This is a genomic window from Thermalbibacter longus (genome assembly GCF_023806485.1).
Classification (GTDB): Bacteria; Chloroflexota; Chloroflexia; order Thermomicrobiales; family Thermomicrobiaceae; genus Thermalbibacter; species Thermalbibacter longus.
In genome coordinates this window covers 54,342-80,447 of sequence record NZ_JAMSLR010000007.1, presented here as the reverse complement: position 1 = coordinate 80,447, position 26,106 = coordinate 54,342, and the positions used below count along the sequence as shown (strand labels likewise).

Annotated in this window: 30 protein-coding genes; 21 read left to right on the top strand and 9 right to left on the bottom strand. The window is 67.4% G+C overall.

The genetic code is table 11. The features are described from left to right. Positions 1–440 precede the first annotated feature (440 nt). From NET02_RS10815 to NET02_RS10785, 7 genes are all read left to right on the top strand, one after another. Entirely contained in the window at positions 441–1,280 is an 840-nt protein-coding gene (locus tag NET02_RS10815) for a lytic transglycosylase (protein WP_284057427.1), read from the top strand. Positions 1,281–1,535: 255 nt separating this feature from the next. After that, positions 1,536–2,540, top strand: a complete 1,005-nt coding sequence (gene trpS / locus NET02_RS10810; protein WP_284057426.1) for a tryptophan--tRNA ligase — start codon at positions 1,536–1,538, stop codon at positions 2,538–2,540. A 164-nt stretch (positions 2,541–2,704) separates the two neighbouring features. Continuing rightward, positions 2,705–3,199, top strand: a complete 495-nt coding sequence (locus NET02_RS10805; protein WP_284057425.1) for a peroxiredoxin family protein — start codon at positions 2,705–2,707, stop codon at positions 3,197–3,199. A gap of 303 nt (positions 3,200–3,502) precedes the next feature. Next, complete coding sequence (locus NET02_RS10800) at positions 3,503–3,724, top strand: hypothetical protein (protein ID WP_284057424.1); 222 nt, start codon at positions 3,503–3,505, stop codon at positions 3,722–3,724. Between the two features lie 190 nt (positions 3,725–3,914). After that, complete coding sequence (locus tag NET02_RS10795; protein ID WP_284057423.1) at positions 3,915–4,529, top strand: acyl-CoA-like ligand-binding transcription factor; 615 nt, start codon at positions 3,915–3,917, stop codon at positions 4,527–4,529. A gap of 49 nt (positions 4,530–4,578) precedes the next feature. Beyond that, the gene (locus NET02_RS10790) at positions 4,579–5,448 is read left to right on the top strand and encodes an ABC transporter ATP-binding protein (protein WP_284057422.1); all 870 of its coding nucleotides are present in this window, start codon (positions 4,579–4,581) and stop codon (positions 5,446–5,448) included. Further along, positions 5,445–6,230 carry an ABC transporter permease gene (locus NET02_RS10785; RefSeq protein WP_284057421.1) on the top strand — a complete coding sequence of 262 codons (786 nt, stop codon included), beginning with the start codon at positions 5,445–5,447 and terminating at the stop codon, positions 6,228–6,230. Before NET02_RS10790 ends, NET02_RS10785 begins: the two co-directional genes overlap by 4 nt. 87 nt (positions 6,231–6,317) lie before the next feature. Here NET02_RS10785 and NET02_RS10780 read toward each other — a convergent pair whose 3' ends face one another. Beyond that, positions 6,318–7,361, bottom strand: a complete 1,044-nt coding sequence (locus tag NET02_RS10780; protein ID WP_284057420.1) for a dipeptidase — start codon at positions 7,359–7,361, stop codon at positions 6,318–6,320. Between the two features lie 582 nt (positions 7,362–7,943). Here NET02_RS10780 and NET02_RS10775 point away from each other — a divergent pair. From NET02_RS10775 to NET02_RS10745, 7 genes are all read left to right on the top strand, one after another. Then, complete coding sequence (locus NET02_RS10775) at positions 7,944–8,729, top strand: VOC family protein (protein WP_284057419.1); 786 nt, start codon at positions 7,944–7,946, stop codon at positions 8,727–8,729. A 299-nt stretch (positions 8,730–9,028) separates the two neighbouring features. After that, a complete protein-coding gene (locus tag NET02_RS10770) occupies positions 9,029–9,496 on the top strand; it encodes a ClbS/DfsB family four-helix bundle protein (protein WP_284057418.1) in 468 nt (155 codons plus the stop codon). A 7-nt stretch (positions 9,497–9,503) separates the two neighbouring features. After that, the gene (locus tag NET02_RS10765) at positions 9,504–9,872 is read left to right on the top strand and encodes a hypothetical protein (protein WP_347711036.1); all 369 of its coding nucleotides are present in this window, start codon (positions 9,504–9,506) and stop codon (positions 9,870–9,872) included. Between the two features lie 188 nt (positions 9,873–10,060). Further along, a complete protein-coding gene (locus NET02_RS10760; protein ID WP_284057416.1) occupies positions 10,061–10,654 on the top strand; it encodes a GNAT family N-acetyltransferase in 594 nt (197 codons plus the stop codon). A gap of 124 nt (positions 10,655–10,778) precedes the next feature. Further along, positions 10,779–11,969, top strand: coding sequence for a glycosyltransferase (locus NET02_RS10755; RefSeq protein ID WP_284057415.1), 1,191 nt, complete (start codon positions 10,779–10,781; stop codon positions 11,967–11,969). Continuing rightward, on the top strand, positions 11,960–12,652 hold the full coding sequence (locus NET02_RS10750; protein ID WP_284057414.1) for a Wzz/FepE/Etk N-terminal domain-containing protein: 693 nt from the start codon (positions 11,960–11,962) through the stop codon (positions 12,650–12,652). Before NET02_RS10755 ends, NET02_RS10750 begins: the two co-directional genes overlap by 10 nt. A 4-nt stretch (positions 12,653–12,656) precedes the next feature. After that, positions 12,657–14,024 carry a tyrosine-protein kinase domain-containing protein gene (locus NET02_RS10745; protein WP_284057413.1) on the top strand — a complete coding sequence of 456 codons (1,368 nt, stop codon included), beginning with the start codon at positions 12,657–12,659 and terminating at the stop codon, positions 14,022–14,024. 25 nt (positions 14,025–14,049) lie between these two features. On the opposite strand, the gene NET02_RS10740 is transcribed toward NET02_RS10745, so the two are convergent. The 4 genes from NET02_RS10740 to NET02_RS10725 all read right to left on the bottom strand — a co-directional run bounded on the left by NET02_RS10740 (position 14,050) and on the right by NET02_RS10725 (position 16,424). Further along, complete coding sequence (locus NET02_RS10740) at positions 14,050–14,790, bottom strand: DUF4388 domain-containing protein (protein ID WP_284057412.1); 741 nt, start codon at positions 14,788–14,790, stop codon at positions 14,050–14,052. A gap of 11 nt (positions 14,791–14,801) precedes the next feature. Continuing rightward, a complete protein-coding gene (locus tag NET02_RS10735; protein ID WP_284057411.1) occupies positions 14,802–15,209 on the bottom strand; it encodes a hypothetical protein in 408 nt (135 codons plus the stop codon). Between the two features lie 592 nt (positions 15,210–15,801). After that, positions 15,802–16,173 carry a hypothetical protein gene (locus NET02_RS10730; protein WP_284057410.1) on the bottom strand — a complete coding sequence of 124 codons (372 nt, stop codon included), beginning with the start codon at positions 16,171–16,173 and terminating at the stop codon, positions 15,802–15,804. A 20-nt stretch (positions 16,174–16,193) separates the two neighbouring features. Beyond that, entirely contained in the window at positions 16,194–16,424 is a 231-nt protein-coding gene (locus NET02_RS10725) for a hypothetical protein (protein WP_284057409.1), read from the bottom strand. Between the two features lie 501 nt (positions 16,425–16,925). Between NET02_RS10725 and NET02_RS10720 the strand changes: the two genes are divergently transcribed. The 7 genes from NET02_RS10720 to NET02_RS10690 all read left to right on the top strand — a co-directional run bounded on the left by NET02_RS10720 (position 16,926) and on the right by NET02_RS10690 (position 22,388). Beyond that, a complete protein-coding gene (locus tag NET02_RS10720) occupies positions 16,926–17,936 on the top strand; it encodes a cation diffusion facilitator family transporter (RefSeq protein ID WP_284057408.1) in 1,011 nt (336 codons plus the stop codon). A 121-nt stretch (positions 17,937–18,057) separates the two neighbouring features. Next, positions 18,058–19,428: a TrpB-like pyridoxal phosphate-dependent enzyme gene (locus NET02_RS10715; protein ID WP_284057407.1), complete on the top strand. Its 1,371-nt coding sequence runs from the start codon at positions 18,058–18,060 to the stop codon at positions 19,426–19,428. Between the two features lie 265 nt (positions 19,429–19,693). Next, a complete protein-coding gene (locus NET02_RS10710) occupies positions 19,694–20,131 on the top strand; it encodes a DUF6069 family protein (protein WP_284057406.1) in 438 nt (145 codons plus the stop codon). A gap of 46 nt (positions 20,132–20,177) precedes the next feature. Next, positions 20,178–21,050, top strand: coding sequence for an ABC transporter substrate-binding protein (locus NET02_RS10705; RefSeq protein WP_284057405.1), 873 nt, complete (start codon positions 20,178–20,180; stop codon positions 21,048–21,050). A gap of 8 nt (positions 21,051–21,058) precedes the next feature. Beyond that, a complete protein-coding gene (locus NET02_RS10700) occupies positions 21,059–21,763 on the top strand; it encodes an ABC transporter permease (RefSeq protein WP_284057404.1) in 705 nt (234 codons plus the stop codon). Between the two features lie 262 nt (positions 21,764–22,025). After that, positions 22,026–22,154, top strand: coding sequence for a hypothetical protein (locus tag NET02_RS10695; RefSeq protein ID WP_284057403.1), 129 nt, complete (start codon positions 22,026–22,028; stop codon positions 22,152–22,154). Positions 22,155–22,265: 111 nt separating this feature from the next. Continuing rightward, entirely contained in the window at positions 22,266–22,388 is a 123-nt protein-coding gene (locus tag NET02_RS10690; protein ID WP_284057402.1) for a hypothetical protein, read from the top strand. Positions 22,389–22,749: 361 nt separating this feature from the next. Here NET02_RS10690 and NET02_RS10685 read toward each other — a convergent pair whose 3' ends face one another. From NET02_RS10685 to NET02_RS10670, 4 genes are all read right to left on the bottom strand, one after another. Beyond that, positions 22,750–23,154: a SaoD/DsrE family protein gene (locus tag NET02_RS10685; RefSeq protein WP_284057401.1), complete on the bottom strand. Its 405-nt coding sequence runs from the start codon at positions 23,152–23,154 to the stop codon at positions 22,750–22,752. A 75-nt stretch (positions 23,155–23,229) separates the two neighbouring features. Continuing rightward, a complete protein-coding gene (locus NET02_RS10680; RefSeq protein WP_284057400.1) occupies positions 23,230–24,075 on the bottom strand; it encodes a metal ABC transporter permease in 846 nt (281 codons plus the stop codon). Next, a complete protein-coding gene (locus NET02_RS10675; RefSeq protein WP_284057399.1) occupies positions 24,065–24,883 on the bottom strand; it encodes a metal ABC transporter ATP-binding protein in 819 nt (272 codons plus the stop codon). The genes NET02_RS10680 and NET02_RS10675 overlap by 11 nt, the downstream gene beginning before the upstream one ends. Then, positions 24,884–25,960, bottom strand: a complete 1,077-nt coding sequence (locus NET02_RS10670) for a metal ABC transporter substrate-binding protein (protein ID WP_284057398.1) — start codon at positions 25,958–25,960, stop codon at positions 24,884–24,886. Between the last annotated feature and the right edge of the window lie 146 nt (positions 25,961–26,106).

The following is a 26,106-nucleotide window of genomic DNA, read 5'->3' as shown; positions in this document are numbered from 1 at the left end:
GCCCGCCGGTTAGAGACAGTCCTCCGTTGTGCCCGCGTCCGCGCTGGGAGCGCCAGGTTACCGGTATCGTCGAGGCTCACGCGCGGATTCCAGGCGATCTCCCGAGGGGCCTGTACGGATCGACGGGGTAGCCGGCACGGCTCTGCCCGGCTCGTTGCCCTGGCCCTCGCCGCGCGCGCCAGAGGGGTTCAACTGGCCCCGTTGCCGATGGTTGCAGGCAAGCGCGCTGTGTCTGGCCGTCAAGCAACTGCGCCCCTGGTAGCCGCGTCCACGCATTTCCACTGACGCTGCCTTAACCGGGCTGGGCAGCGGGCGGGGTGACCCCTCTGGCATACCTGTGACAACTAGACAATATTTGATTATCTGGCCCACTGTCTGTACACTGTGTACGTGCAGAGATGGAGGTCGGCCTGGGCGGCGTGGAGAGGAAGGGAAAGCCGATGGCTCGCAGCGAACGGTGGCGACGAGCGACGATCGGTTGCTGCGCGGCGGTCGTCGCTGCCCTGCTGAGCGCGATCCCAGCCGGTGCCGAGGACGTCCATCTGATCCGACCGGGCGATACGCTGAGCGGCATCGCCGCGCAGTACGGTGCCCCGGTCGAGCTGCTGGCCCAGCAGAACGGTATTGCCGACCCCGACGTGATCTATGCCGGTCAGCAGCTCGTCATCCCACCATCGGGCGGGGGGACGCCAGCGGGTGACGGGCCTGACACCGGCTTCTATACGGTACAGCCCGGTGACACGCTCTGGGGTATCGCGGCGCGTTACGGCGTGAGCCTCAATACCCTTCTAGCGGTCAACCCGATCGTTGATCCGAACCATATCGTCGTCGGACAGCAGATCCGTGTCCCCGGTGCGGTTTCGGCCAGTATCCCGGAGTTGCTCGCGCAGCACGCCGCCGGCTACGGGTTGGACCCTGCCCTGGTGCAGGCTCTGGCCTGGCAGGAGAGCGGCTGGCAGCAACAGGTCGTCAGCCCGGTCGGAGCGGTGGGAGTCATGCAGGTGACGCCGGAAACGGGTTCCTGGGTCGGCGACTACCTGGTCGGCCGGCCGCTCGATATCAGCGGCAGCGTCTCCGACAATATCCTGGCCGGCGTCGCGTTTCTCCACTGGCTGATCGCGCGGAGCGGCAGCCTCGAGCTGGCGCTCGCTAGCTACAACCAGGGTCCAGGCAGCGTCGCGCGCTACGGCGTGTTTCCGGAAACCCAGCAGTTCGTCGCCAATGTACTAGCGATCCGCGACTACATCGCGCGCAATGGTGTGCCGCCGGTGGCGCAGTGAGCCGCACCGGCGGCTGGCCTCGGGCTGGGAAGATCTCTCGCCGCCCCACCTAGCTGAGCGCACGGGTGGCGGGCCGGTCGCCCAGCATGGCTCGCCCCTCCTCGAGCAGCATCGCAGCGCCTCGTGTCGAGGCAGTGTGAGAAGTGACCCAGCCCTCTCGAGCGCGAAGGCCAGTTGCCTGGGCTGCCGGGCATCTCTCGCAGGATCGCTCGTGGTATCCTGTCCCTCTGGGATGGCAGGCAGGAGGAGTGCGCGATGACCGGCAAGCCACGAGCGTTCTCGGGGATCCAGCCGACCGGTGGTATCCACATCGGCAACTATCTCGGGGCGATCCGCAACTGGGTCTTGCAGCAGGATCAGTACGACAACATGTTCTGCATCGTCGACCTGCACGCGATGACGCTGCCCTACGACGCGAGCGAGCTTCGCCCGCGCACGGTCGAGGTCGCCAGCGCGCTGCTCGCCGCCGGCATCGACCCCCAGCGGTCGATCCTCTTCGTCCAGTCGGATGTGCGCGAGCACACCGAGCTGTGCTGGATCCTGGGAACGCTCGCGACCTACGGCGAGCTGCGGCGGATGACCCAGTTCAAGGAGAAATCGAAGGGGAGCGAGCGCGTGGGTGCCGGCGTGTTCTTCTACCCGGTCCTCCAGGCCGCCGACATCCTCCTGTATGACGCCGCGGTGGTGCCGGTCGGCGAGGATCAGAAGCAGCACATCGAGCTGACGCGCGATCTGGCGATGCGCTTCAACCGTACCTTCGGCGAGACCTTCGTCGTGCCTGAGCCGGACATCAAGCCAGCGGGCGCGCGCATCATGTCGCTGACCGACCCCTTGAAGAAGATGAGCAAGAGCGACCCCGATCCGGAGAGCCGGATCGAGCTGCGTGATCCGCCAGACGTCATCCGTCGCAAGATTCGCCGTGCCGTGACCGACTCCGAGGCGGAGGTGCGCTTCGACGAAGAGCGCAAGCCGGCGATCTCGAACCTGCTGACCATCTACTCGCTCTTTGCAGACGTGCCGATCCCGGAGTTGGAGCGGCGTTACGCTGGTAAGGGGTACAGCGAGTTCAAGCGAGACCTTGCCGAGGTGGTCATCGCCGGTCTGCAGCCGATCCAGCAGCGGCTCGACGAGCTAGCCGCCGACCCTGGCATCGTCATCCGAACGCTCAGAGGGGGGGCTGCCAGGGCCCGCGAGCTCGCGGTCGCGAAGATGGCGGTGGTGCGCGATCGCTGTGGGCTGGGTCTGCCTCCGCTCGACTGAGCCAGCTAGCAGCTCGAAGCCGGGCAGGGCCTGAGGCAGCAATCGAGGACAAACCAGCACCTGCTGGAATACGGCGCGCCTCGCTCTCGTTGCTCAGTCGTGAGCAGGGGGACTCTGCCCTTGCGCCGTGTGGTTCGTCGGACGCGAGGTGAGGAGCGGGATCGATGCCGGTCGAGGTCGGGATGAAGGCGCCGGCGTTCGTCCTCCTCGATGCGGTGGAAGGCGAACGCCACAGCCTCGAGGAGGCACTCCAGCGGGGGCCGGTGGTGCTGGCCATCTACAAGGCGTCCTGCCAGGCGAGCAAGACTGCGATGCCGTTCCTGGAGCGCATCTTCGAGGCATACCCGGCGGAGCGGCTGACTGTCTGGGGGGTTGCCCAGGACTCGGCCAACGTGACCCGCTCGTTCATCCGCCGGTACGGTATCAGCTTCCCCGTCTTGCTCGACGAGGACGACTATGCCGTGTCGCGGGCTTTCGATATTCCGGAGACGCCGACGATCTCGCTGATCGACCAGGCTGGAACCGTGCTGTGGCAGGCGTCCGGGTTTCAGAAGCAGGCGATGGCGGAGCTGAGCCGGCGAGTCGCTGAGCTGCTGGGGGTCGAGCCGGTGGATATCGTGGCCGGAACGGACGACGTGCCCGATTGGGTGCCTGGGTGACCCTCCAAGCACCGGCCCTAGGCTAGGGCTACTTGCGCAGTGCGAGGGCTCGAGTAGCGCTGGCTAACGTGATCGGCGTGATCCACCTGTCGATCCCGAGCCGTGGTCCTAACAAGTCACTCTTGCTGTGAATCGGCCAGAGCATGGAACACGGCTACTGCTGGGCGTGCGAGCGCACTCCGCTCCTGCGCGGGCGACTTGCCGCACCAGGCCCCCGGCGGCTACACCAGAATGGTGTGACCTGTGCCCGGCTTGGCCGGCGCCAGGTCGCCGGACGATGAGCGAGACTGGAGGGAGGGTGGAATGTCGATCGGATCCGTCATCGCCAAGCTGCGCAGCCGGGCACGCCGGCGCGCTCAGCGCCGTGCGAATCCAGTCAAGGATCGGCCGACTCCGCGTAGCTACCCGTATCGCTTTCGCCAGACCAAGCGGGGGCGAGTCCCGGCCCGGCAGGAGGACCTGCTGCCGATGCTGCGCAGCCGCGCCGAGCGACGCAAGCGCCAGGCGGAGAAGCAGAACCGCTGATCCTGCTGCGCTCTTACCCCGAGCTCGGCCCAGCGAGAACCGTCGGTGTTCTCGCCTCGGCCCAACAGGACATCGCTGAACGTCATATGACCCCCGGGGGCTTGACAGGATTTGTGTTATTCAATAAGATGTGTTAGCGAATAACTGATAGTGTCTCGGGCACAAGACCCCGGTTCGAGGCGGATAGCGCATGACGCTGTCCAGTGCATCAAGTAGGTCAAGCCTCCGAGAGCGCAAGAAGGCGCTGACACGCCGCTCCATCCAGGAGCACGCCCTGCGGCTCTTCGCAGCGAAGGGATACGAGGCGACTACCGTCCAAGAGATCGCTGCTGCTGCTGGCGTCTCCCACATGACCTTCTTCCGCTACTTCCCCACAAAGGAAGACGTTATCCTCATCGACGACTACGATCGCCTGATCATTGAACAGCTTGCTGCCCGCCCAGCCGGCGAGCCCATCATGGACAAGATCCGGGGCGCCCTGAAAGCGGGGCTCGAGCGCGTCTACGCCGCCGATCGCGAAGCCCTGCTGGCTCGCACACGGCTCATTCTGCGCACCCCAGCCTTGCGTGCCCGGCTTTGGGAGCAGCAAGCGTCAACCGAACGCCTGATCGCCCGCGCTTTGGCCGCCGCCTCTGGCCAGGAGGGGGACGACCTCCGCCTGCGCGTCGCGGTCGCCGCCAGTCTCGCCGCGGTTACCACCGCCGTTCTCGTCTGGGCCGAAAACGAAGGCGCCGATGAACTCCCCGTGCTCATCGACCAGGCGCTCAGCGCGCTGCGGAATGAGCTGGGCAGGGCCGATGGATAGGGCGATTCTCACCTCTGGTCTGACAAAGCGCTACGGTCATAGAACCGCGGTGGATCGACTCTCACTCCAGGTCAGGAAAGGCGAGATCTACGGCTTCCTCGGACTCAATGGCGCGGGAAAGACAACGACTATCCGCCTGTTGCTCGGGATGATCCGGCCATCTGAGGGATCAGCCTGGGTCTTCGGTGTGCGAGTGTACCCAGGCGCTCTCGAGCTCTGGTCACGCGTAGGCTATCTTGTCGAGACCCCGGGTGCCTACCCCGAACTCACGGTGCGCGAGAACCTCGAGGTTTTCAGGCGGTTGCGCCGCGTCGCCGACCCGAAGGCGGTCGAGCGGGCCATCGAACGCCTCGGGCTCGGCCCGTATGCCGACCGGCGTGCCGTTACGCTCTCGCTCGGTAACCGGCAGCGGCTTGGCCTGGCAAAGGCCCTGCTTCATGATCCGGATCTGCTTATCCTCGACGAACCGATGAACGGGCTAGATCCTGCAGGCATCGTGGAGATACGAGCGCTGCTCCAGGAGCTTGTCCACCAGCGCGGCGTAACAGTGTTCATGTCGAGCCATCTGCTCGGCGAAGTCGCGCGCATTGCCACTAGGATCGGGGTGATGCACGAGGGGCGGCTAATCCAGGAGCTCGGTACCGAAGAGCTCGTGCGGCGTTGTCGCCGCTGGCTTGTGGTCGATGCCCGCGACCGCCGGGCGGCTCGGGCCATCCTCGAAGCTGCCGGATTCAGCGTCGATTCAGGCGAGAACGGCGAACTCGTGGTAACTGGGGACCACGCTATCGCCTGCCCGGACGATGTCGCTCGGCTCCTTCTGGAGCGGAACATGTGCTTGACGCGGCTCAGTGTGGAGCAGGAAGACCTCGAGTCGTACTTTCTGCGGCTGATCGGGGTGGCGCCTGGAGGCGAGCGATGACCGGTTTCACGGCCGCCATGTGGGCGGAGGTACTCAAGACAGTTCGTTCTAAGGTGCCCTGGCTGGCCGCGCTCGGCATCTCCCTCGCTCCCCTCATGGGAGGAGTGTTCATGCTGATCCTGAAGGATCCCGCGTGGGCGCGGCGCTTTGGGCTAGTCTCCGCCAAGGCGCAGATCAGCGCCGGCGCCGCCGACTGGCCGACATACTTCTCGCTACTGGCACAGGCTGTAGCGGTCGGCGGCCTGATCGTCTTCGCTCTCATCGCCGTTTGGGTGTTCGGCCGCGAATATACTGACCGGACTGTCGCCGACTTGCTGGCTCTGCCCACATCCCGCGTAGTCATCGTCATCGCCAAGTTCGTCGTGGTCACAACGCTCTCGACGATGCTGGCCGCGCTCGTGTACGCGCTTGGCTTGGTCACTGGCGGAGTAGTCGGCCTGCCCGGGTGGTCGCTTTGGCTTGCGGCCTGCGCGGCCGGCCGGCTGATGGCGACGGCTGGCCTCACAGTCGTGCTGATCACTCCCTTCGCCTGGGCAGCGAGTGCTGGACGTGGCTACCTGCCACCGGTCGGAGCCGTGTTCCTCGTGCTCTTCCTGTCACAGGTGATCGCCGCGCTCGGTTGGGGCGCCTACTTTCCCTGGTCGGTACCGGCGCTCTACAGTGGTGTAGCCGGTTCGGAGTTACAGGAGCTGAGTCTCGGCAGTTGCCTGCTGGTCATGCTCACTGGTGTCCTAGGGGTGGCTGGAACGCTCACCTGGTGGTGGCTGGCCGACCAGCCGTAGGAGAGGCAAGACTCCCCGGTTGGGCTCAGCCCCGTGCACGTGGTCACCCGCATCTCGGAACGATCCGTTGTCGAGATAGGTCGCCAGCTACCTCCAGACCTGCTCGAAGACCCGCAGCATGTTTTCACCGAGGATCTTGCGCACGTCCGCCTCTCCGTAGCCGCGGCGCTGGAGCCGGTCGACCAGGTTCAGCACTTCAGGGTAACTGCTGAACCCCTCGACCGCTCGCAGCGGCGAGCGCACATCGGCGGTGACATGCTGGTCGTATTCTCGCGTCACAGCGGCGTAGGCCGGCTCGCCCCAGGGGTCGTGCTCGTGGTCGGGGTAGGTGCCCAGGCTCATATCGGTGCCGATGCCGATGTGGTCGGCCGATCCGGTGAGCTGGGCCACGTAGTCGATGTGCTCGACGAAGTCGTCGAGGGTCGGGCGGGTTCGGCTGCCCGGCTTCATCACCAGCGGACCCCACGGCGCCAGGCCGATTACGCCTCCGCGCGCAGCGCAGGCGAGGATCTGCTCGTCGTCGATGTTTCGCGGGTTGTCGACGAGCCGTTTGGGGTTCGAATGGCTGAAGACGACCGGTGCCGCGCTCCGCTCGATGATCTCCAGGCTCGATCGCTTGCCGACGTGCGAGCAGTCGAGCAGGAGCCCGACGCGGTTGCACTCGGCGACCACGAGTTCGCCGAAGCTGGTCAAGCCGCCGTCGGCCCGGTCGAGGCAACCGCCGCAGATGGCGTTCGTCCGGCTATAGGCCGGGATCAGCATACGGAGGCCGAGCCGGTAGAACGCCTCGATGCGATGCAGCGCGTTGCTGATGAAGTCGCCACCTTGCGAAGCCAGGACGAAGACTGCTCGGCCCTCGCGCTTGGCGTGCCGGATGTCCTCGGCGATCCAGGCGATCCCGAGATGCGAGTGCCGGCGAGCGCTCAGGTGCCAGAACATCAAGCCTTCCAGCGCCTCGTCCAACCCTGCCCACGGGTGAAAGGCGGTGACCGCGTAGGCGGTCACCCCATGCCGGTGGGCATGCGCGTAGTCGGCGTCAGGCCAGGCCTGCATGCAGGCGTCGATAAAGATGTACGGGTGGTCCTGCTCCAGGACGGGGTGGATACCCTTGTGCAGCGGGGTGCTGGTCATCTGGACTCACTCCTCTCACGAATCACGGCTTGCGGTGTCCCAAGCGTCTCCAGGTAACGAACGGCTCCAAGCGGACTGGCCACGGGCGAGCTGTCGCAGCCGGGGCTGGTGGTTCTACGGTTGGCCAGTCGATCCGCCAGGAACCGAAACGGAAATCTCGCCCCACTCCTCGGTGCTAGTCCCTGCCCCAGCGAGTCCATGCTCAAGCTCGGCGGAGGCCAGGGTCACGCTCGTCGCCGCGCGACGCCAGCCCGATCTGGCGTGCCGCCGCGGCGGCGATCGGTCCCCCGATGCCGGCACCGATCTCGATCGTCCTTCGGCAGTCGCCGTCGCGGCTCTCTCCCCGCACTGCCGTAGACCCGTCGGCTCAAGCTTCCACCCGATCCGGTGCTGATCCGCCCGGATCCCGAGGCGAACATCCCCGGGCACACGAGTACAGTTGCGGCAGTCTACCACGAGCCGGCGACTCCGGTGCCTCTGTCGGGGCTACTCGACTGCGCCGGTGCTCGCTGGCCTTGCTCTCCAAGGCAACGGGCCGCATGATTGGCCTGGCACTGAATCGGTGGATCAGGGGAGCGGCCGATGCTGGGACAAGTCGATCACGTTGTCGTGCTGGTAGCGTGTCTCGATGCGGCGGTCGAGTCGTACCGGGCACGGGGATTTCAGGTCGTCATCGGCGGCGAGCATCCGGGCGGGACTCACAACGCGCTGGTCGGCTTCGCCGACGGTGCCTACCTGGAGCTGCTGGCCTTCCGCGAGCCGGAGCGCCCGCATGCCCACCGCTGGTACCGTTTCCTGTCCTCCGGGCCTGGTGTCATCGACGTCTGCCTGGCCAGCGACGACCTGCCAGGTGAGGTCGAGCGTCTGCGAAGCCGCGGGCTGCCGTACCACGGGCCGGCCGCGGGCAGCCGCCGGCGGCCTGATGGGCAGGTCGTCGAGTGGCGCGGCGCCACCCCGACCGATGACCTCACCGGCGCGCTCCCCTTCTTGATTCAGGACGTCACCCCACGTGAGCTGCGCGTCCCTGGCGGCGAACAGGCGCAGCACGCGCTCGGTGTGATTGGTCTCGCGGCGGTCACGGTCGCCGTCAGCGACCTGGAGCGGGCGATCCGCGAGTACCAGAGCCTTCTCGACGCTGGCGAACCGGAACGCGGCCAGGACGAGCAGTTCCAGGCGATCACGGCGACCTTCACGCTCGGGCCGCACCGGATCGTCCTCGCGCAGCCGGCCGGTTCCGAGGGGCTGGTAGCTCACCGGATCCGTCTTCGGGGCGACGGCCCGGTGGAGGTGGCCCTGTTGGTCGAGCGGCTGGCCGAGCCGCGCCGCTTGGAGATCGACGGCGCTCACTTCGTGCTCCAGCCGGCTTGAGGGCGACCTCGCGCCCTGCCAGCCCGGTCGGCCTCCGCCTCGCTGTCTGCCCGGCTCGTCACGCCGCTCCCGTCGTGTTCGTCGAGAGCGAACGTGAGCCAGCCGCGACAGTGCCCCTCGCGACGGGGCGCCCGGGCCCTGTGATGTAGCCAAACCGCCGAAAGGATCTTGACAGGTTAGGTGTCGCTCGCTATCGTATAACGAGTTTGTGGCTTCCAGCGAGTTAGAGGCCGCCAGCGGCCGGCTCGAGGGGCAGCCGGGGGCAAGCGATTCCCGGTGCTCGGAGCAGGGAGGTTACGGTGCTGGACAGCATCACCAAGGCGGAGTTGCTCGAAAAGGTGCGTGCCGCCCGCGCCGAGTGGGAGGCACTGCTGGCCGAGATCGACCCGGAACGCTCGAGCGAACCCGGCGCCATGGGCGACTGGTCAATCAAGGACATCGTGGCGCACATCGGCTTCTGGGAGCGCACCGTGCTCGATGGACTGCGTACCGGCGAGCGCGGCCTCCAGGGTGATCTCGACGAGATCAACGAGCGCGTTTTCCTCGCCAACCGCGACCGCCCGCTGGATGAGCTGCTGGCCGAGGAGCGCGAGACCTACCAGCAGTTGCTCGCAGCCATCGAGGCGCTGCCAGAGGACGAGCTGTCCGCGCCAGACCGGTTCGCCTGGACCGGTGGTCGCCCCGTCTGGGTGTTGGTCGCGGGGAACACGTGCTGGCACTACCCGGAGCATAGAGAGTCGATCCGAGCCTGGCTCGCCGGGAGGTAGCGTGGCCATGCAGAGCCTGCTCGACGCGCTGCTGGGGCTTCACCCGTCCATCCGCTACGCCGCCGTCTACCGCGACGGTGAGCTGGTGTCCGCGACGAGGGCGGGCATCGGCGGCGCGAGCAGCGCTGAGTCAGACAGGTACGAAGAGCTGCTCGTCAACCCGGCGATCCTGACCCTGACCACCCAGCGAGGGAACATCGACTGCGGCGGGCTCGAGTTCGTCTTGGTCCGCTATGGGAATTTCTACCAGTTCGTCGCCCCGCTCCCTGGTGGCCACGTCTCAGTCGCCATCGAGCCGGTCAGGGACCCGGTTCCGGTCGTCGAGCTGATCCGGGAACTGCTCCGAGGCGAGCTCGCCCAGCCGGCTGAGCCGTGAAGTGAACGGCAAAGCCGGGCACGGGAAACGTCGAACCTCCCCGTTCGGCGAGAAACCCGGCGGTGCCCGCACGGCACAGCCTCAGCCTCCTACCGGCGCTGGTGGTGAGTGTCGCGACGATCACTCTGCGGGGCCAGCCCTGGGACTCTGATTGGAGGCGGCGCGTAAATGGCGATGATCTCCCGCCGGTGACTGTTCCAGATAGCGTGATGAAGCTCGATGCCCGGCCGGTGACGGCCGAGCGTTGGGGGGATCTCGAGCGGCTGTTCGGCCCGCGCGGGGCGAATGGTGGCTGCTGGTGCACCTGGTGGCGGCTGAGCCGCTCGGAGTTTTCCGGCTACTCCGCCGCGGAGCGGAAGCAGGTCCTGCAGGGAATCGTCGCTTCCGGCCAGGTGCCGGGCGTTCTCGCTTACCTCGACGAGCGGCCCGTCGCCTGGTGCTCCATCGGCCCACGGGAGTCGTACCCGGCGCTCGAGCGGTCTCGCATTCTGGCGCGCGTGGACGACCAGCCGGTCTGGTCGATCGTCTGCTTCTTCGTGGCGAGAGAGTACCGGAAGCGGGGACTGCTCGTGCCCTCGATCCAGGCGGCCGTGGCGTACGCGGCGCAGCAGGGCGCGCGGATCGTCGAGGCCTACCCGGTCGATCCTCGCGGCCAGGCGGTGGAAGCTGTCCGGAGTTTCACTGGGTTGGCTCCGGCGTTCGAGCGGGCCGGCTTCGTCGAGGTAGCCCGGCGCTCGGATCGCCGCCCGATCATGCGCTACGTCATCGTCCCGGCCCCCTGACCTCCCTCCAGTCCGGGGATCGACCGGCCTTGCACGCCAGCGCGTCCGAACCGCCATCGCCCGGCGCGAGATCTGCCGCCATCTCCTGTCCACCGGGCAGCGCTGGGACGTTAGGGTATGATGGGTGGCTGGAGAAGACCGGCCGCGAGTCGGGGAGCAGGCAGTGCTGGGACGGGTGGCGCTCGTCCACGACTACCTCAACCAGTACGGCGGAGCAGAGCGCGTGCTCGAGGCGCTCCACGAGCTCTTTCCCGGCGCCCCGGTCTTCACCTCGATGTACGACCCCGGTGCCATGCCGCCTGCCTACCGCTCCTGGGACATCCGAACCTCGTTCATGCAGCGCCTGCCCGGCGTGCACCGCCACCACCAGATCTACCTGCCGCTCTACCCGCTGGCCTTCCGTCGCTTCCGGCTGGATGGCTACGAGGTCGTCCTGAGCTCCAGCAGCGCCTTCGCTAAGGGGGTGCGCCCGGCGCCCGGCGCGCTGCACGTCTGCTACTGCCACAGCCCGATGCGCTTCGCCTGGACCTTCCGCCAGTATGCCGAGCGCGAGCAGATCGGCCCGCTGCTGCGCCGCGCGTTGCCTCCTCTCCTGGCCTGGCTCCGTCGCTGGGATGTGGCGACCGCGCAGCGGGTCGACGTCATCGTGGCCAACTCCACTGCGGTGGCGCAGCGGATCCGGGCCTGGTGGGGGCGCGAGGCGACAGTCATCTTCCCGCCGGTCGACGTCGAGCGGGCACGGCCGGCCCCGCCCGGGGAGATCGGCGACTATTTCCTGCTGGTCTCCCGGCTGGTGCCGTACAAGCGGATCGACCTGGCCATCGCTGCCTTCAACGCCCTCGGGCTCCCGCTCAAGATCGTCGGGGAGGGGCGCGACCGCGCGGCTCTGATGGCCCAGGCCGGGCCGACGGTCGAGTTTCTGGGCCAGGTACCTGAGGACGAGAAGTTCCACCTCTACGCCCGCTGCCGGGCGGCGATCTTCCCCGCTGAGGACGATTTCGGGATTGCCCAGGTCGAGGTGCAAGCCGCAGGCCGGCCAGCGATCGCGCTGGCTCGGGGCGGCGCGCTCGACACGGTGGTCGACGGGGTCACCGGCGTGCTCTTCCCGGATCAGACAGTAGAGTCGCTCATCGAGGCGGTGCGCCGCTTCGAGCGGCTACACTTCTCGACTGGCGAGATCGTGCGCCAGGCCCGGCGGTTCAGCCGTGCCCGGTTCAAAGAGGAGATGCGGGAGCTGATCGAGCGGGAGCTCGAGGCTCGCCGGGCCATGCCTGGCGCCCCGGTATCCGAAGAGGTGCAGCGCGTATGGAGCTGAGGGCCTACCTGGCTATCCTCTGGCGGCGACGCTGGATCGCCCTGATCCTGCCGGCCCTGGTGCTGGCCGGCGTAGTACTGCAAGCCGTGCAGAGCCGGCCGAGCTACACGGCCACGGCCCGGCTCATCGTCACCCGCGTGCCGCAGGAAGCGCCGCCCGACGTCTTCCGCTACGATGAGTACTACCTCTACCTGACCAACGAATATACGGTCGACGACTTCACCGAGGTCGTGCGCGGCAATGTCTTCGCCGCCGATGTCGAGCAGAGGCTGGCGCGGACGACTGGCATGCAGATCTCGGCCGGCGAGGTTCAAGGCGCGCTCAGCGTGGAGCGCCGCAACCGCGCGCTGACCATCCGGGCGACCTCCTTCGACCCCCAGCGCGCAGTTGCCATCGCCCAGGCGGCAGCCCAGACACTGGAGGAGCGGGGGACGGCGTACTTCGGCTTCGACGACGCCTCGCGGCGCGCGATCATTTCGGTCATCGAGCAGCCACTCGGGGCCGCATCTGATACCAGGCGCCAGCAGATGCTGTGGGCGCTCCAGCTCGCGGTAGCGGTGGTCGGTGGCGTGCTCGTGGCGTTCCTGGTGGACTATCTCGCCGATACGCTCGACACGGCCGAGGCGGTACAGGACGCGCTCGGCCTGCCGGTGATCGGCGTCATCCCGGTGAGGAGGTCGTAGCCGCGTGCGGCCCGAGGAGTACCTGGCGATTCTGGCCCGGCGCTGGTGGATCCTCGTCGTTGCCGCCCTCGTCGCCGGGCTGGCCGCGTTCCTCTACACCAGCGCGCAGCCCCGCACCTACCAGGTCAGCGTCCGCCTGATGGCGGTCGCCCAGCCGCCGGACTATTGGCTCGATCTCTACGCCAAGAATCGGCTCGCCTCGTACCAGGATCTTATCCGGAGTTGGGACTTCGTCAGCCAGGCGCTCAGGCAAGCCGGCCTGGATATCGACCCCGGCCACGCGATGGGAACCCTCACCCTCGGACGTAACCAGGACAGCAACCTCGTCCAGATCGTGGTCACGGATACCGATCCTCAGCGGGCTGCGGCCATCGCTAACGCGGTCGCTGACGCCTTCGTGGCGCGATCGGCCGCAGAGAACCAGCAGATCCTGGAGCGTTTCACCGACCCGCGCGGCGAGCGGATCCAGGGGACGGTGGAAGTGGTCAAGCTGGAGTCGCCGGGGCCGCCCAGCATCCCGATCGGCCCACGCGTGAAGCTCAACAGCGCCGCTGGACTCTTGCTGGGGCTCGCCTTCGGCGTGGTACTGGCCTTCGGTGTCGAGTACTTCGACGATCGGCTTCGTAACGAGCGTGACGTGCAGCGTTACCTGGCGCTGGCCACGATCGGTCAGATGAAGCACAACGCGCCGTCAGGCCGAGGACGAAGGGGGAGCAGCATGCGGTCTGGGAACCCGGATAGCCGGCTCGCTGTCGTGGCTGAGCCGACCTCACCGGAAGCGGAGGCTTATCGCTCGCTGCGCGCGGCGATCGTCTTCGCGGGAGGCGAGCGGGCAGTCCGCTCGGTACTGGTGGCCGAGGCCGGTTCTGGCAACGATAGTCCGCTGGTCGCCGCGAATCTCGCCGCGGCGCTGGCACTGGCTGGCGACCGGGTCGCGCTGGTGGATGCAAACCTGCGCACGCCGCGACTGCATGGCCTGCTCGGGCGCTCCAACGACGCCGGGCTAGCCGAGTGGTTGCGCAGCCATGATCCTGAAGCGCCGCTGCCGCTCGTGGCTACCGCCTATGACCGCCTCCTCTTCGTCCCGGCGGGGAGCCTGTCCCCGGCGGGAGCGGTGAACCCGGCGGACCTGCTCAGCCAGCCGCGGTTCGCGGCGTTTCTGGAGAAGGTCTGCCGGGAAGTAGCCTATACGGTCATCGATACAGCGCCGGCGCCCGACTTCGGCGACGCCCTCGCGATCGCGCCGCGCGTCGATGGCGTAGTGTTGCTGGTGCGGAGTGGGCATACGCGGCGGACCGCAGCGCAGTCCGCGAAACAGGCTCTAGAGCGGGTCGGTGCTCGACTGCTAGGGGTGGTAATGCTCCAGCGTTGAGCGTCGCCAGCCACGGCCCCGCTGTTTACTCGCTCGCGGGCCGCGAGTCTGGGGCTTCCTCCGTGACTCTGATCAATTCCAGCCGTGACAACGTCGCCAGCGCGGCATCGATCTCCGGCAGGGGATGACCTGTCTCGACGAGCAGATCGTGCACGGTCGTCGCCCCGTTGATCAGCGCCAGTAGGACGGCCCGCTCGACGCGGGTGAGCGAATCGAGGACGGCAGGATCGGTCACCTCGTCGGCAAGCGTGATCACCTCGCGGCGCCCGCGGGAGGCGATCCACTCGTCGGCCCGGCGGATCGCGTTGAGCACGAGCGGCTCGAGCGGTGTCTCGTCGAGGATGGTCTCGTCGGGCGCAGCCGGAGGTGTCTCCGAGATGAAGGCGAACGAGCCGCTCGGCTTGACCAGGATGCGGAAGAGCGATTCCTCGAGCTGGGCCGTTAGCGCCAGCTTCACCTGCTGCCGGGTGACGAAGCCCAGCTCGAGGAGCAGATCCCCGAGCCGCACGGGCGTGGGGCTGACCATCTGGAGCGCCAGGGCCTGCTCTAATTGCTCCTCGCTCACGTAGCCCTGCTCGACCAGCACGCGGCCCAGGCGCAGGCGCCCGTCGCTCGTCGTAACCGCAGCGACTCGGCCCCGGTCGAAGACCAGCGTGATCTCGTCCGACGATGTGCCGAGGGTCAGGCGACCCGACTTGGCGGTCGAGGTGATCCCCTGGAGGATTGCATGCAGCGGGAAGTCCTCCAGATCACCATAGAAGGGCATGGGGCACCTCGCTACGCGTCTTCCAAGGATTGCGGCTCCACGTCCACCACGCCCAGGCAGCCGGTCGCGTGGAGCGCAGCTTCGACCCGGGCACGGACCTCTGCGAGCGAGAGGTGGACCGTGGTCAGGCTGAAGTGCAGCTCCTCGGGGCTGAGATCGCAGGCCTGCGCGGTGATGCAGAGCGGCAACTGTGAGAGCGCTGCGCGAAAGCGCGCGGCCGCCCGCAAGCTCCGCACTGGCTTGAGCGTGACTCGCCATCTGACCAGGTTCTCGATCTCCGAGTAGCGGAGTAGCCGCTCCGGTGGCTGTACCTGGTCTAGCCCTTCACGCACCTCCAGGCTGGCCAGGTACTGGTGAAAGGCCTCCAGTTGCTCCTGGACCTCGTCGCTCCCGACGAAGTCCTGCTGCTCTGACGCCACGGGTTGAACGTTCCGCCTGCTGTCTTGCTTCACGTACGATCTCCAAGCAGTCGCTGACAGAGTAGTGAGGCTTTCTCGCCCGATTTCGCTTGATGATGATACTCGTATCCCCCCTTGAGGTCATGGGACCCCGCGCACAGCCCCGAAGCCAGCGGGGTTACCTCGGAGCTCCGTCCCGATTCAGCCGCAGGGCGCCCGGCGCGGCAATAGCGAAAGGTACTATCTCTGCAGGTACATTTGGCCAGTGTGGCGGCGAGAGCGATGGGCTGCTGGCATCGGCCGGCCGGGTTCGGGCAGGCGATCGGTACCGTGCTGGACGCGATCGGGTGAGGACTGGCCCGTGGACCCTCGCCCCGCAAGGAGCTGGGCAGATGCGGGTCGAGCTGGTCGAGGCCAGCCTGGACGGCACGCGGGCGCGGCCTGGGAATTCACGTCCGGCGGTTGGAGCGGCTGGATCAGGGCGTCATCGCGCCCATCCAGGGTAACGTCCAAGAGCGGCTCGTTGTCTCGGCGTGTCCGAGGCTGAAGTCCCGATCTACTCCCAGCCCGTCTGAGCGCGTGGGGCGCGCTGTCAGCGTGGGAGAGGATGTGATCAGGTGGCGCTGAGCCGGGCCTCGACCGCGGGAGCCGGGCCTACGACGGCCGTGTCACCGGCGAGCCGGCCGGTGGTGACCAGCCAGTGCACGAAGCGCAGACGGGCAGCCTGGTTGGGAGTCAGCTCGACGATGTCCTCGGGGGACCGGACGGTCATCGAGGCCATCTGCCGGGGAAGCCGGCGGACGAGCTCGGCGACCAGGCTGCCGGGCGCCTGATGGCCGAGTTGCGCCAGTGGCAAAGCGATGTCCGTTCCCCCGGAGAGCAGCAGGTGAAGCTCTCCGTGCTCCACGCTCCAGGCAGCCAAGGGCAGACCAGACGAGCGAATGGCGTTGATCACCATGGCGATAGCTTCGCGCTGGTCGGGCATAACGCAGCCGGCTCCTCTCGCTAGCTGGCTGCTCGCCGGGAGAGTGCCGCCATCAGGTCGGCCAACGCCGCGTTGGGGGTCTCGCCTTCGCCGATGGGTGGACAGCTTCGCTGCCGCCGCCAGTAGTTCAGGACCAGGCACGAGCTCGTGACCTCGGGCGGGACTTCGCCTGGCTCGCAGGCCAGGGCCAGCCAAGGAATCTCGCCGGTACAGGGATTCGGGAAAATCGTGACGGGCCAAGGGGCCTGCATAGACTGTGTTCCTTCCTCGCGCGCAGAAATGGCTGTCCGCTGATCGTCCCGGTCAGGCATCGCCGGCTATCTCGACCCCTCTCCTCGCTCGCTTTCGTCCCTGAGTGATCTCACACCCGCTCTACACAGATCTTTGGCAGCCGTGCGCTCCGAGTTGATAGGAAATCGGTCAGGGCTGCCAGCAGCCCCGGCCTCTCGCTACCTCGCCTATTCCAGTCTCAACGCGACCTGTGTGCCTCCTGGAACCGATTCCCTCTGGTACGTACGCATGCATTCTAGGCCGCACCCCTCGGCCTGTCAAGGCGAGCAGGCACCGGTCGATGGGCCACGGTTACTGGAAGGGACATGGGGACGTGGGCGGGGAAACGGGACGACATTTCGCCTCCGGGGCACCGCGATTCGCCGCTAATGACGGTTGGCACGGTCCTTCCGGTACGCTTATGATGGAGCGGTCGCGAAGGCCGAGTCTCTCGAGTGAATCGAAATCGAGGATCGAGCGCGATGGGTCGAGTTCACGGAGATCATGTGCACGAGCCGGTGGGGTCGTCCAAGCCACGGCCGCTCGCGCTAGCTCTGGCGATCACGGTGTTCTTCCTGGTAATCGAGGTGGCCGGCGGGCTGCTCACCAACTCGCTCGCGCTGCTGGCCGATGCCGGCCACATGGCCACCGACGCGGCGGCGCTGGCGCTGGCGCTCTTTGCTGTCTGGCTGGCGCGGCGACCGGCCACGCCGGCGCGCTCGTTCGGCTTCTACCGGGCCGAGGTGCTGGCTGCTCTCGCCAATGCGGCAACCCTGATCGTGATCTGCTTCTTCATCTTCTGGGAGGCGATTCAGAGACTGATCGAACCACCAGCGGTCGACACGCTCCCGATGCTCGTCATCGCCGTCCTCGGGCTGGCGGCCAACGCCGGATCGGCCCTGGTGCTGATACGCAGCGGCATGCATACCCATGACCTGAACGTCCGAGGCGCCTTCCTCCACGTTGTGGGAGACCTGCTCGGTTCGGTCGGGACGATCGCCGCGGCCGTCGTCATGCTCGCCACCGGCTGGTACCTGGCCGACCCGATCCTCTCGATCGGGATCGGCCTGCTCATCCTGCGGAGTGCCTGGCGGCTGCTCTGGGACTCCGTCGACGTGCTGCTGGAGGCGACACCGGCCCATATCGACCCGGCGGAGGTGCGCCACGCCATGCAGCAGGTCAGGGGAGTCGAGGGCGTCCACGACTTGCATATCTGGACGGTGACCTCTGGTCTGGTGGCCCTGAGCGGCCACGTCGAGGTGAACGACCGGCGCGACTGGCACGAGATGCTGATCGAGCTGGCCGCGCTGCTGCGCGAGCGGTTCGGCATCGCCCACGTCACGCTTCAGCCGGAGCAGCATCGCCGCTTGCCCGAACCCTTCCGCGGCTGCTCGCTCGACTCGCCCGAAGGCCAGAGCGCTTGCCTGGTCCCGCTACCTGGCGGGCTGAACCGAGATGGGCGGAGCATCGAGCCCGGTGTGACCCAGCGCTGATCCCCTGCCCGTTGCTCTAGAACCTCGTGCGAGATGTGGAGCGATACGGTAGAATGCCGCGCCAGCAGGCACTGGCGATCCGTAGTACCGTACCGATCGAGGCGCAGGGGGGAGGCCGGCGGTGGCGAAGGATCTGAAGACCACCAAGTTCGTCCTCGACGAGAGCGATGTTCCGACGCACTGGTACAACCTGGCGGCAGACCTGCCGGCGTTACCGCCGCCCCCGATCCATCCTGGCACCGGTCAGCCGGTCGGCCCCGATGACTTGGCGCCGCTGTTCCCGATGGAGCTGATCCTGCAGGAGGTGAGCCGGGATCGCTGGATCGAGATCCCGGAGCCAGTGCGTGACGTCTACCGGCTGTGGCGTCCCACTCCGCTCTACCGCGCGCACCGGCTGGAGCGGGTGCTCGGGACTCCAGCCCGTATCTTCTACAAGTACGAAGGGGTTAGCCCTGCTGGCAGTCACAAGCCGAACACCGCAGTGGCGCAGGCCTACTACAACAAACAGGCGGGCGTGAAACGACTCACCACGGAGACCGGTGCCGGCCAGTGGGGCAGCGCGCTGGCCATGGCCTGCGCCTTCTTCGAGCTGGAGCTGAAGGTCTATATGGTTCGCGCCAGCTACGAGCAGAAGCCCTACCGACGCATCTTGATGGAGACCTGGGGCGCTCGCTGCGTGCCCAGCCCCAGCCCGGACACCGAGGCCGGCCGGCGCGTGCTCGCCGAGCACCCGGACTCGCCCGGCAGCCTGGGCATCGCCATCAGCGAGGCGGTGGAGGATGCCGCTACCCGCGAGGATACGAAGTACTCGCTCGGCAGCGTGCTCAACCACGTCTTGCTCCACCAGACGGTGATCGGCCAGGAGGCGCAGAAGCAGTTCGAGCTGGCTGGCACCTATCCCGACGTGATCTTCGGCTGCGTCGGCGGCGGCTCCAACTTCGCCGGCCTTGCCTTCCCCTTCGTCCGCGAGAAGCTCGAGGGCAGGGACATCCGCATCGTCGCGGTCGAACCCACCGCCTGCCCCTCCCTGACGCGCGGGGCTTACACGTTCGACTTCGGCGACACCGGGCGGATGACGCCGCTCATGAAGATGCACACGCTGGGCCACACGTTCATCCCGGCAGCGATCCACGCCGGTGGGCTGCGCTACCACGGCATGGCACCGCTGGTGAGTCTGCTCTACGAGCAGGGGATTATCGAGGCGCTGGCGTTGCCCCAGAACGCGGTCTTCGAGGGCGCGGTGCTCTTCGCTCGCGCTGAGGGCATCGTCCCAGCCCCCGAGTCGGCGCACGCGGTACGGGCGGCGATCGATGAGGCGCGCCGCTGCGCGGAGACCGGCGAGGAGAAGACGATCCTGATCGGGCTCAGCGGCCACGGGCATTTCGACCTCGGTGCCTACGAGGCCTATCTGGCAGGCCGGCTCGAGGATTACGAGCATCCGGAGGAGGAGATCCGGAAGGCGCTCGCCGCCCTGCCCCAGGTGGGGACGTAGTCTCCGCCTTCGGAGACCGCTGTATTCTGCCGGGACCGAGAGCGCCCGGGCATGACCTGGCCTCAGCCGGCGCTTCGTGATGCTGCTGGCCATACCCGGCACGACGCCGGTCACTCGCTCCGAACGGGCCTCGATGGCCACTCACCGCGAGCAGGGAGAGTCGCCGGAGGCTCGCGGTAGTGCCTGTGGCGGCGTACACTACAGGCGTACACTAAAATAGTCACGAATCGCGGGGAGGTTCGGCGAGCTCCTGGGGAGGCGCGCGATGGCCACCTCGATGCCCCGGCGACGATCGTGGCGGCTGGCCCGGCTCTGGCATGCGGGGGTGCTGGCTGCCATCGTCGCGGTCGCGCTCAACGTCGTCATCTACCTGTCTGCCGATGCGCTCGGCGCGTCGTTCGTCGTGCAGCCGCCGAACCGGGAGCCTTCCGAGGTAACCGCAGGTGGAGTCGTGGTCCTCACAGCGGTTCCACTGATAATCGCGACGGTCGTGTACGGGGTACTGCGCCGGTTTACCCGCCAAGCGTTCCGAGTCTTCGTCGTGCTGGCGCTGGTCGTCTTCCTGATCCTATTGATCCCGCCGCTCGGGGCGGCACCGGAACTCTCGACTGCCGCGGCCCTGATCCTGATGCATGTGGTCGCCACTGGGTCGATCCTGGGGGCGCTGGCGCTGTTCGAGCGCAGCACGTTCCCCGGCACGTGATTGCCCCGGGCAGACGTGCAGGGATGAGGCCGAGAGTAACGGTCAGATGAGACGCATGCTCATGTCCCTGGGCATAGTCGTAATCATGGGCGCCCTCGCGGCCAGCGCCCTCTTCGTGGTTCGCTCGCGCGGGGAGGAGGGGCGTGAGGTCGTTATCCTGGCGACGACGACCAGCGTGCAGGACAGCGGGCTTCTGGACGTGCTGCTACCGCTGTTCGAGCAGCGAACCGGCTACCGCGTCAAGCCGGTCGCGGTGGGCACCGGCGCGGCGCTGGCGATGGCCGAGCGCGGTGAGGCCGACGTGGTGCTGGTGCACGCGCCGGAAGCCGAGCGCGAGTTCATGGCCCGGGGCTACGGGGTCGAGCGACTGCTCGTGATGCACAACGACTTCGTCGTCGTCGGCCCGCCCGATGACCCCGCTGGGATACGCGGGCTGAGCTCCGCCCTGGACGCGCTGCGGAAGATCGCGGCCGCGGAGGTCACCTGGGTCAGCCGAGACGACGGCTCGGGCACCGACCAGCTCGAGAAGCGGCTCTGGCGAGAGGCCGGCCTGAGCCCGAAGGGGGCAGCCTGGTACGTCACCTCTGGCCAGGGCATGGGCGCCACGCTCACGCTGGCCGACCAGAAGCGGGCCTACACCCTTTCAGATCGAGGCACGTTCCTCGCATACCGGGATCGGGTCGACCTCGATGTCCTGGTCGAGGGCGATCCCCTGTTGCTGAACCTCTACCATGTGATCACGGTCAACCCGGCGCGGTTCCCAGAGGGGCAGATCAACGCCGAGGGGGGCCGGGCATTCGCCCAGTTCCTGCTCTCGCCGGAGGTCCAGCAGGTGATCGCCGAGTTCGGTCGCGAGCAGTTCGGCCAGCCGCTCTTCGTCCCCGACGCGGGCAAGACCGAAGAGCAGCTCGGCCGCTAGCGGGCGCCATGGATCTCCTGTGGGATGGGCTGATCGAGGCGATTCGCCTGATTCTCCGTGCTGATCCCGAGCTACAGCAGCTCGTCTCGCGCTCCCTCATGGTGTCGCTCACTGCGACCGCGCTGGCGGCGGCCGCTGGTATCCCGGCAGGGATCGCGCTCGCCGTCGGCCGGTTCCCCGGGCGCGCGCTGCTCCAGGTGGTGGTGAGTACCGGGATGGGCCTGCCGCCAGTGCTCGTGGGGCTCGTGGTCACGCTCTTCCTGTGGCGCACTGGGCCCTTTGGGGCGCTGGGACTGCTCTATACCCCTGCGGCCATGGTCCTGGCGCAGTTCCTCGTCGCTACGCCGATCGCCGCGGGCTTCACGCGGGCTGCGCTCGGCCTGCTGGAGCCCGACCTGCTGGCCGCCCTGCGGGTCGATGGCGCCGGTCGGCTGGCGCTGGGGTGGGAGCTGGTTCGTGCTGCGCTCCCCCAAGTGCTGCTTGCCGTCGCGGCTGCCTTCGGGCGGGCCATCTCGGAGGTCGGCGCCTCGCTGATGGTAGGCGGCAACATCGCCGGGCAGACTAGGATCCTGACCACGGCTATCGTGCTGGAGACCGGTCGTGGTAACTTCGCGCTCGCGATCGCGCTAGGGATCGTGCTGCTGGCGCTCGCGTTCGTGGTCAACGTCGCCCTCGGCTGGAGCGCTCGCGTCCCCGCCGCGGCGGGCACGTAGCCGAATCGCGCGCCTGCGCGGTTATCCAGCTTCGCGACGATCTCACTTGATCGTCTGGCGTGGTCGCCAGACGGGGGTGGCAGGCACGGCTCTCCCCGGATAGTTCCAGACCTGTGCGACGCGCTCCGGCGATGCCGCAGCCAGCTAAACGATAGGCTTCCTTCGTAGTGGGGAGCGCCATGCGGCTTGATGAGGGTTTCCGCCTGTGGATTGTCAGAGCGAGCTAGACGCGCTGCGCGCGTTCTTCGAAGCGAGCCTCGAGATGGACGCGACGCTAGCGCTCATTGACGCCCTGCGAGGGAAGGACTTCGAGATCCTCAGCCACCCGCTGAGCCTCACCGTCGACGGCGAGATCGATGCGGCCGTGCCAGCGCGCGATCCAAGCGGGTAAGATGTCTGGTTCCTCGTCGAGGCGAAGGCTCGGCTGCGCCAGTCGGGCGTCCGCGAGTGGGCGCGAAAGTTTCGCCAGGCCGAGTTTCGAGCTCGCCTCCGGAGAGCGGGCGTGCGCGAACCGATCAAGCCGTACGCGTTCGGGCTGATGTTCTACCAGGAAGCCGACACGACCGCGCGTGAGCACGGTATCGGCCTGCTGACCCCGTTCGGCGAGGCGGTCGAGCCGGCATAGGGCGCTTCAGCACGGTTCTCCTCGCCGGCACGGTGTTCTCGCTGTACAGGTTTCCAGAGGCGCCCGACGGGGGTACGCGGCGAGTGATGCCGTCACCGGCGAGTACCGCGCGGTAGAGCGGTCGATCCTCGATACGATCACAGCCAAACACCAGACGTCCGGGCGACCAACTGGTCAGCCTCCTGGACAGGCATGCTTGGGACGTCGCGGTCGGCAGGGCCCCAACCCGCTTCGCCGTCGCGCATCCGGTCACCGGCGAGTGCCCGGTGGACGACGTCGGGCTCGGCCCAGCGTGCCAGCCTCTGCCGGTCGCAGTCCTCTACCCGCTAGTGCGGAATAGGCGGGGACGCGGCCAACGAGTTCAGAGGGTGATGACCTGGTCGGGCGGGTTCGTGGCTAGGGCAGCGTAGAGGTCGGGGAAGCAACCCACGCGCACTCCCTCCACCGTGCTGGCCGGCCGGCAGGTGGCCGGCTCCTGGCGGCCCTGGCCGGTCGCCGGGTCGCACCAGACCGGTTCGCCCTCGGCCAGACCGCGCTCCAGAGCGCACATGTCGCACATCATCAGCAGGATGTTCTTCTCCGCGGCCACCTTCGCCAGCCGCTCGCCGATGGGATCGCCGCGGCGCAGCACGAAGACGTTGTCGTCGAAGAAGAACATCCCGACCACCTCGGCGCCGTGCGTTCCTGCCTCGAGCTGCGGCAGGATCATCTGGCCGAGCTTGTAGCTGGCAGCTCGGGGCGTCGCGAAGACATATGCCACCTTCATCGGACGAGTCCCTCCTGAACTACGGATACCGCTACCTATCGGTCTTCACTGGCTCTCCAGAGCGCGGCGGATCGCTCACCCGCGAACCAGCAGTCGAAGGTCGGCCCGCCGCGGTGACAGCAAGGCCACTAGCGCGAAGAGCGCGCTGGCGACCAGCACGATCGTGGCGCCGGACGGCACATTCAGGTAGTAACTCAGATAGAAGCCGATCAGTGCCGACAGCGCCCCGAACGCTGCGCCGAGCAGCATCATCCGGTGAAAGCGGTCGGTCAGCAGGTAGGCCGCCGCGCTCGGCGTGACCAGCATGGCGACGACCAAGACGACCCCGACAGCCTGCACCGATACGACGACAGTGACCGAGAGCAGCGTCAGGAGGAGGAGCTGGAGCTTTCCTCCCGGCAAGCCGGTGGCCTCGGCCACCAGCGGATCGAAGCTGACGAACAGGAATTCCTTGTAGAGTAGCCCGATGAGCAGAAGAATCAGACCCCCCAGCCCCACGATCACCAGCAGATCGCTCGGGCGTACCGAGAGGATGTCGCCGAAGACATAGCTGAAGAGGTCAACCGTGTAGGTCTTGATACCCAGGCTCATCAGCACGATGCCGAGGGCAAAGACCCCGCTGAAGAGGATGCCGATGGCGGTATCGCTGCTCAGGCCGACCCGTCGCTGGATCAGGCCGATTCCCAGCCCGGCCGCTATCGCTGCCACCAGCGCGCCGAGGTAGAACACGACGCCGGCCAGAAAAGCGACGACGATGCCAGTGAAGGCGATGTGGGCCAGGGCGTCCCCGATGAACGCGAATCCCTTCAGGACGACGTAGGTGCCGATGACCGCGCAGATGATGCCGATCAACATCGCGGCCACCAGCCCGCGCAGCAGGAACCCGTAGCGTAGAGGCTCGAGTAGGAGATCAATGAGCATGTGAGCCATTCTCCGGAGTCTCGACCACGATCACCCGGTCGCCGTAGCGTAGGAGCAGCAAGTGGGAATCGAAGGTGCGGTTCAGCAGTTCTTGGGTGAAGATGCGCTCCGGCGAGCCGAATCCGATCATCCGACGGTTGAGGAGAAGCACCTGGCTAAAGCGCTGGGCGACACAGCTCAGGTCGTGCGAGGCCACCAGTGCCGTGCGTCCCTCGGAGCAGAGCTCCTCCAGGAGCTCGAAGATGAAATGCTGCGTCGGAGCATCTACGCCGCTGACGGGCTCGTCGAGCAGGAGGATACTGGGTTCCTGGGCCAGTGCGCGGGCCAGGAAGACGCGCTGCCGCTGCCCACCGGAGAGCGCGCCGATCGGCTTGTGGCGGTAGTCCTGCATGCGCACCTGCTCGAGCGCGTGCTCCACGAGCTCGCGGTCGCGCGCGCCTGGACGGCGTAGGAATCCCAGTCGCGGATACCGGCCCATCATCACCACGTCCCACACGGTCACTGGGAAAACCCAATCGACCATGTCTGTCTGGGGTACGTAGGTCATGTCCGGGTTCGGCCGCGCGGGCACGCCGCCGATGAGCACGTTGCCGCGCCAGGGCTTGAGCAGCCCGATAATCGCGCGGAATAGCGTCGACTTGCCGCCGCCGTTGGGGCCGATCACCCCCACCAGCGCGCCGCGCGGTACCGCGAAGCTGATCTCCTCCAACACGGGCTGGCGGTGGTAGCCGGTCGTCAGCCGGTCGACCACGATGACCGGCTCGCTGGTCGTGACCGCTGATGGCTGGAGTTCCGTTTGTACCTGCATCTAGCCCAGCCCCTCGACGATATGCTCGATGTTGCGCCGCATCATGCCGATGTAGTCCTCACTGGCCGGCGGAGTATCACTATACAGCTCCAGCACTTCGACGCCCGCCTCGCGCGCGAGGGTCTCCGCCAGCTTCGGGTTGAACTGCGGCTCCGTGAAGATGGCCGGCACACCATGGCGCTGGATCAGATCGACCAGTTGAGCGAGCTCCTGAGGCGAGGGTTCCCGCCCCGGGCTGAGGACGATCACCCCCGCCATCTCCAGGCCGTAGTGCTCGGCGAAGTAGGGGAAGGCATCGTGGAACGTGACCAGTTTGCGGCGCTCGGGCGGGATCTGCTCCACCTGCCCTTTGGCCCAGGCGTCGAACTCTTGGATCTCGGCGATGTAGCGCTCGGCGTTCGCCCGGTAGGTCGCCGCGCCGTCCGGATCGATCTCCTCGAGGCTCTGCGCGATCCGGCGCACGTACTCGACCGCGTAGTCCGGGTCGAGCCAGAGATGGGGGTTACCGCCCTCGTGCTCGTGGCCGTGCTCGCCTTCTGGTGTGCCGTGGCCATGGTCGGCTTCCGGCGTCCCATGAGCGTGCTCATGGCTCTGCTCGGTCGTGGGGGTACCCTCGGGGTGCTCGTGGGCGTGTTCGTCCTGGGCGGTTTCGAGCCCTTCGGCAAGCTCGACCACCGGCGCTCCGGAGCTGGCCGACGCGATCAGGTCGCTGAGCCATTCCTCCAGCCCGAGCCCGTTGACGAAGATCACCTTAGCGTCGGCGAGCGCCTGCGCATCGCGGGGAGTTGGCTGGTAGGTGTGGGGATCGGTACCGGCTGGCACGATCGAGCTCACCTGCACACGGTCGCCGCCGACCGCCTCTGCGAGGGAGACGAAGACCGGGAGGCTGACCACGACCCGGATCTGACCCGCGGCCGCCGGCGCGGTTGCCGTGCTGGTTTCCCGCGCCGCTGGGGTCGCGTTGCCGTTGCAGGCCACGAGCGATGCGGCGGCGATGAGCGCGAGGAGCCACCGGTATCCCAGTCGCTCAGCCCTCCACCTTCGCTGTGCCGTCTGACACTGTCCGTTGTTCGACATCCGTTGCTCCTCGCGCTCGCTCCGTGCCACGCCGGAAAGATGATACTGAGTCTCAGTAACGCGGTCAAGGGCAGCGCGTGGGGCTGCTGCTGCCAGCGGCCATCTTCCGGGTCAGTGCCCGCGACCCTGCCGGGAGGTTCGAGCCA

Excerpts from the sequence above, each read along its gene's own strand:
- NET02_RS10815 (WP_284057427.1), top strand. The coding sequence starts at position 441 with ATGGCTCGCAGCGAACGGTGGCGACGAGCGACGATCGGTTGCTGCGCG.
- trpS (WP_284057426.1), top strand. The coding sequence starts at position 1,536 with ATGACCGGCAAGCCACGAGCGTTCTCGGGGATCCAGCCGACCGGTGGT.
- NET02_RS10805 (WP_284057425.1), top strand. The coding sequence starts at position 2,705 with ATGCCGGTCGAGGTCGGGATGAAGGCGCCGGCGTTCGTCCTCCTCGAT.
- NET02_RS10800 (WP_284057424.1), top strand. The coding sequence starts at position 3,503 with ATGTCGATCGGATCCGTCATCGCCAAGCTGCGCAGCCGGGCACGCCGG.
- NET02_RS10795 (WP_284057423.1), top strand. The coding sequence starts at position 3,915 with ATGACGCTGTCCAGTGCATCAAGTAGGTCAAGCCTCCGAGAGCGCAAG.
- NET02_RS10785 (WP_284057421.1), top strand. The coding sequence starts at position 5,445 with ATGACCGGTTTCACGGCCGCCATGTGGGCGGAGGTACTCAAGACAGTT.
- NET02_RS10780 (WP_284057420.1), bottom strand. The coding sequence starts at position 7,361 with ATGACCAGCACCCCGCTGCACAAGGGTATCCACCCCGTCCTGGAGCAG.
- NET02_RS10775 (WP_284057419.1), top strand. The coding sequence starts at position 7,944 with ATGCTGGGACAAGTCGATCACGTTGTCGTGCTGGTAGCGTGTCTCGAT.
- NET02_RS10765 (WP_347711036.1), top strand. The coding sequence starts at position 9,504 with ATGCAGAGCCTGCTCGACGCGCTGCTGGGGCTTCACCCGTCCATCCGC.
- NET02_RS10750 (WP_284057414.1), top strand. The coding sequence starts at position 11,960 with ATGGAGCTGAGGGCCTACCTGGCTATCCTCTGGCGGCGACGCTGGATC.
- NET02_RS10740 (WP_284057412.1), bottom strand. The coding sequence starts at position 14,790 with ATGCCCTTCTATGGTGATCTGGAGGACTTCCCGCTGCATGCAATCCTC.
- NET02_RS10730 (WP_284057410.1), bottom strand. The coding sequence starts at position 16,173 with ATGCCCGACCAGCGCGAAGCTATCGCCATGGTGATCAACGCCATTCGC.
- NET02_RS10725 (WP_284057409.1), bottom strand. The coding sequence starts at position 16,424 with ATGCAGGCCCCTTGGCCCGTCACGATTTTCCCGAATCCCTGTACCGGC.
- NET02_RS10720 (WP_284057408.1), top strand. The coding sequence starts at position 16,926 with ATGGGTCGAGTTCACGGAGATCATGTGCACGAGCCGGTGGGGTCGTCC.
- NET02_RS10710 (WP_284057406.1), top strand. The coding sequence starts at position 19,694 with ATGGCCACCTCGATGCCCCGGCGACGATCGTGGCGGCTGGCCCGGCTC.
- NET02_RS10705 (WP_284057405.1), top strand. The coding sequence starts at position 20,178 with ATGAGACGCATGCTCATGTCCCTGGGCATAGTCGTAATCATGGGCGCC.
- NET02_RS10700 (WP_284057404.1), top strand. The coding sequence starts at position 21,059 with ATGGATCTCCTGTGGGATGGGCTGATCGAGGCGATTCGCCTGATTCTC.
- NET02_RS10695 (WP_284057403.1), top strand. The coding sequence starts at position 22,026 with ATGGACGCGACGCTAGCGCTCATTGACGCCCTGCGAGGGAAGGACTTC.
- NET02_RS10685 (WP_284057401.1), bottom strand. The coding sequence starts at position 23,154 with ATGAAGGTGGCATATGTCTTCGCGACGCCCCGAGCTGCCAGCTACAAG.
- NET02_RS10680 (WP_284057400.1), bottom strand. The coding sequence starts at position 24,075 with ATGCTCATTGATCTCCTACTCGAGCCTCTACGCTACGGGTTCCTGCTG.
- NET02_RS10675 (WP_284057399.1), bottom strand. The coding sequence starts at position 24,883 with ATGCAGGTACAAACGGAACTCCAGCCATCAGCGGTCACGACCAGCGAG.
- NET02_RS10670 (WP_284057398.1), bottom strand. The coding sequence starts at position 25,960 with ATGTCGAACAACGGACAGTGTCAGACGGCACAGCGAAGGTGGAGGGCT.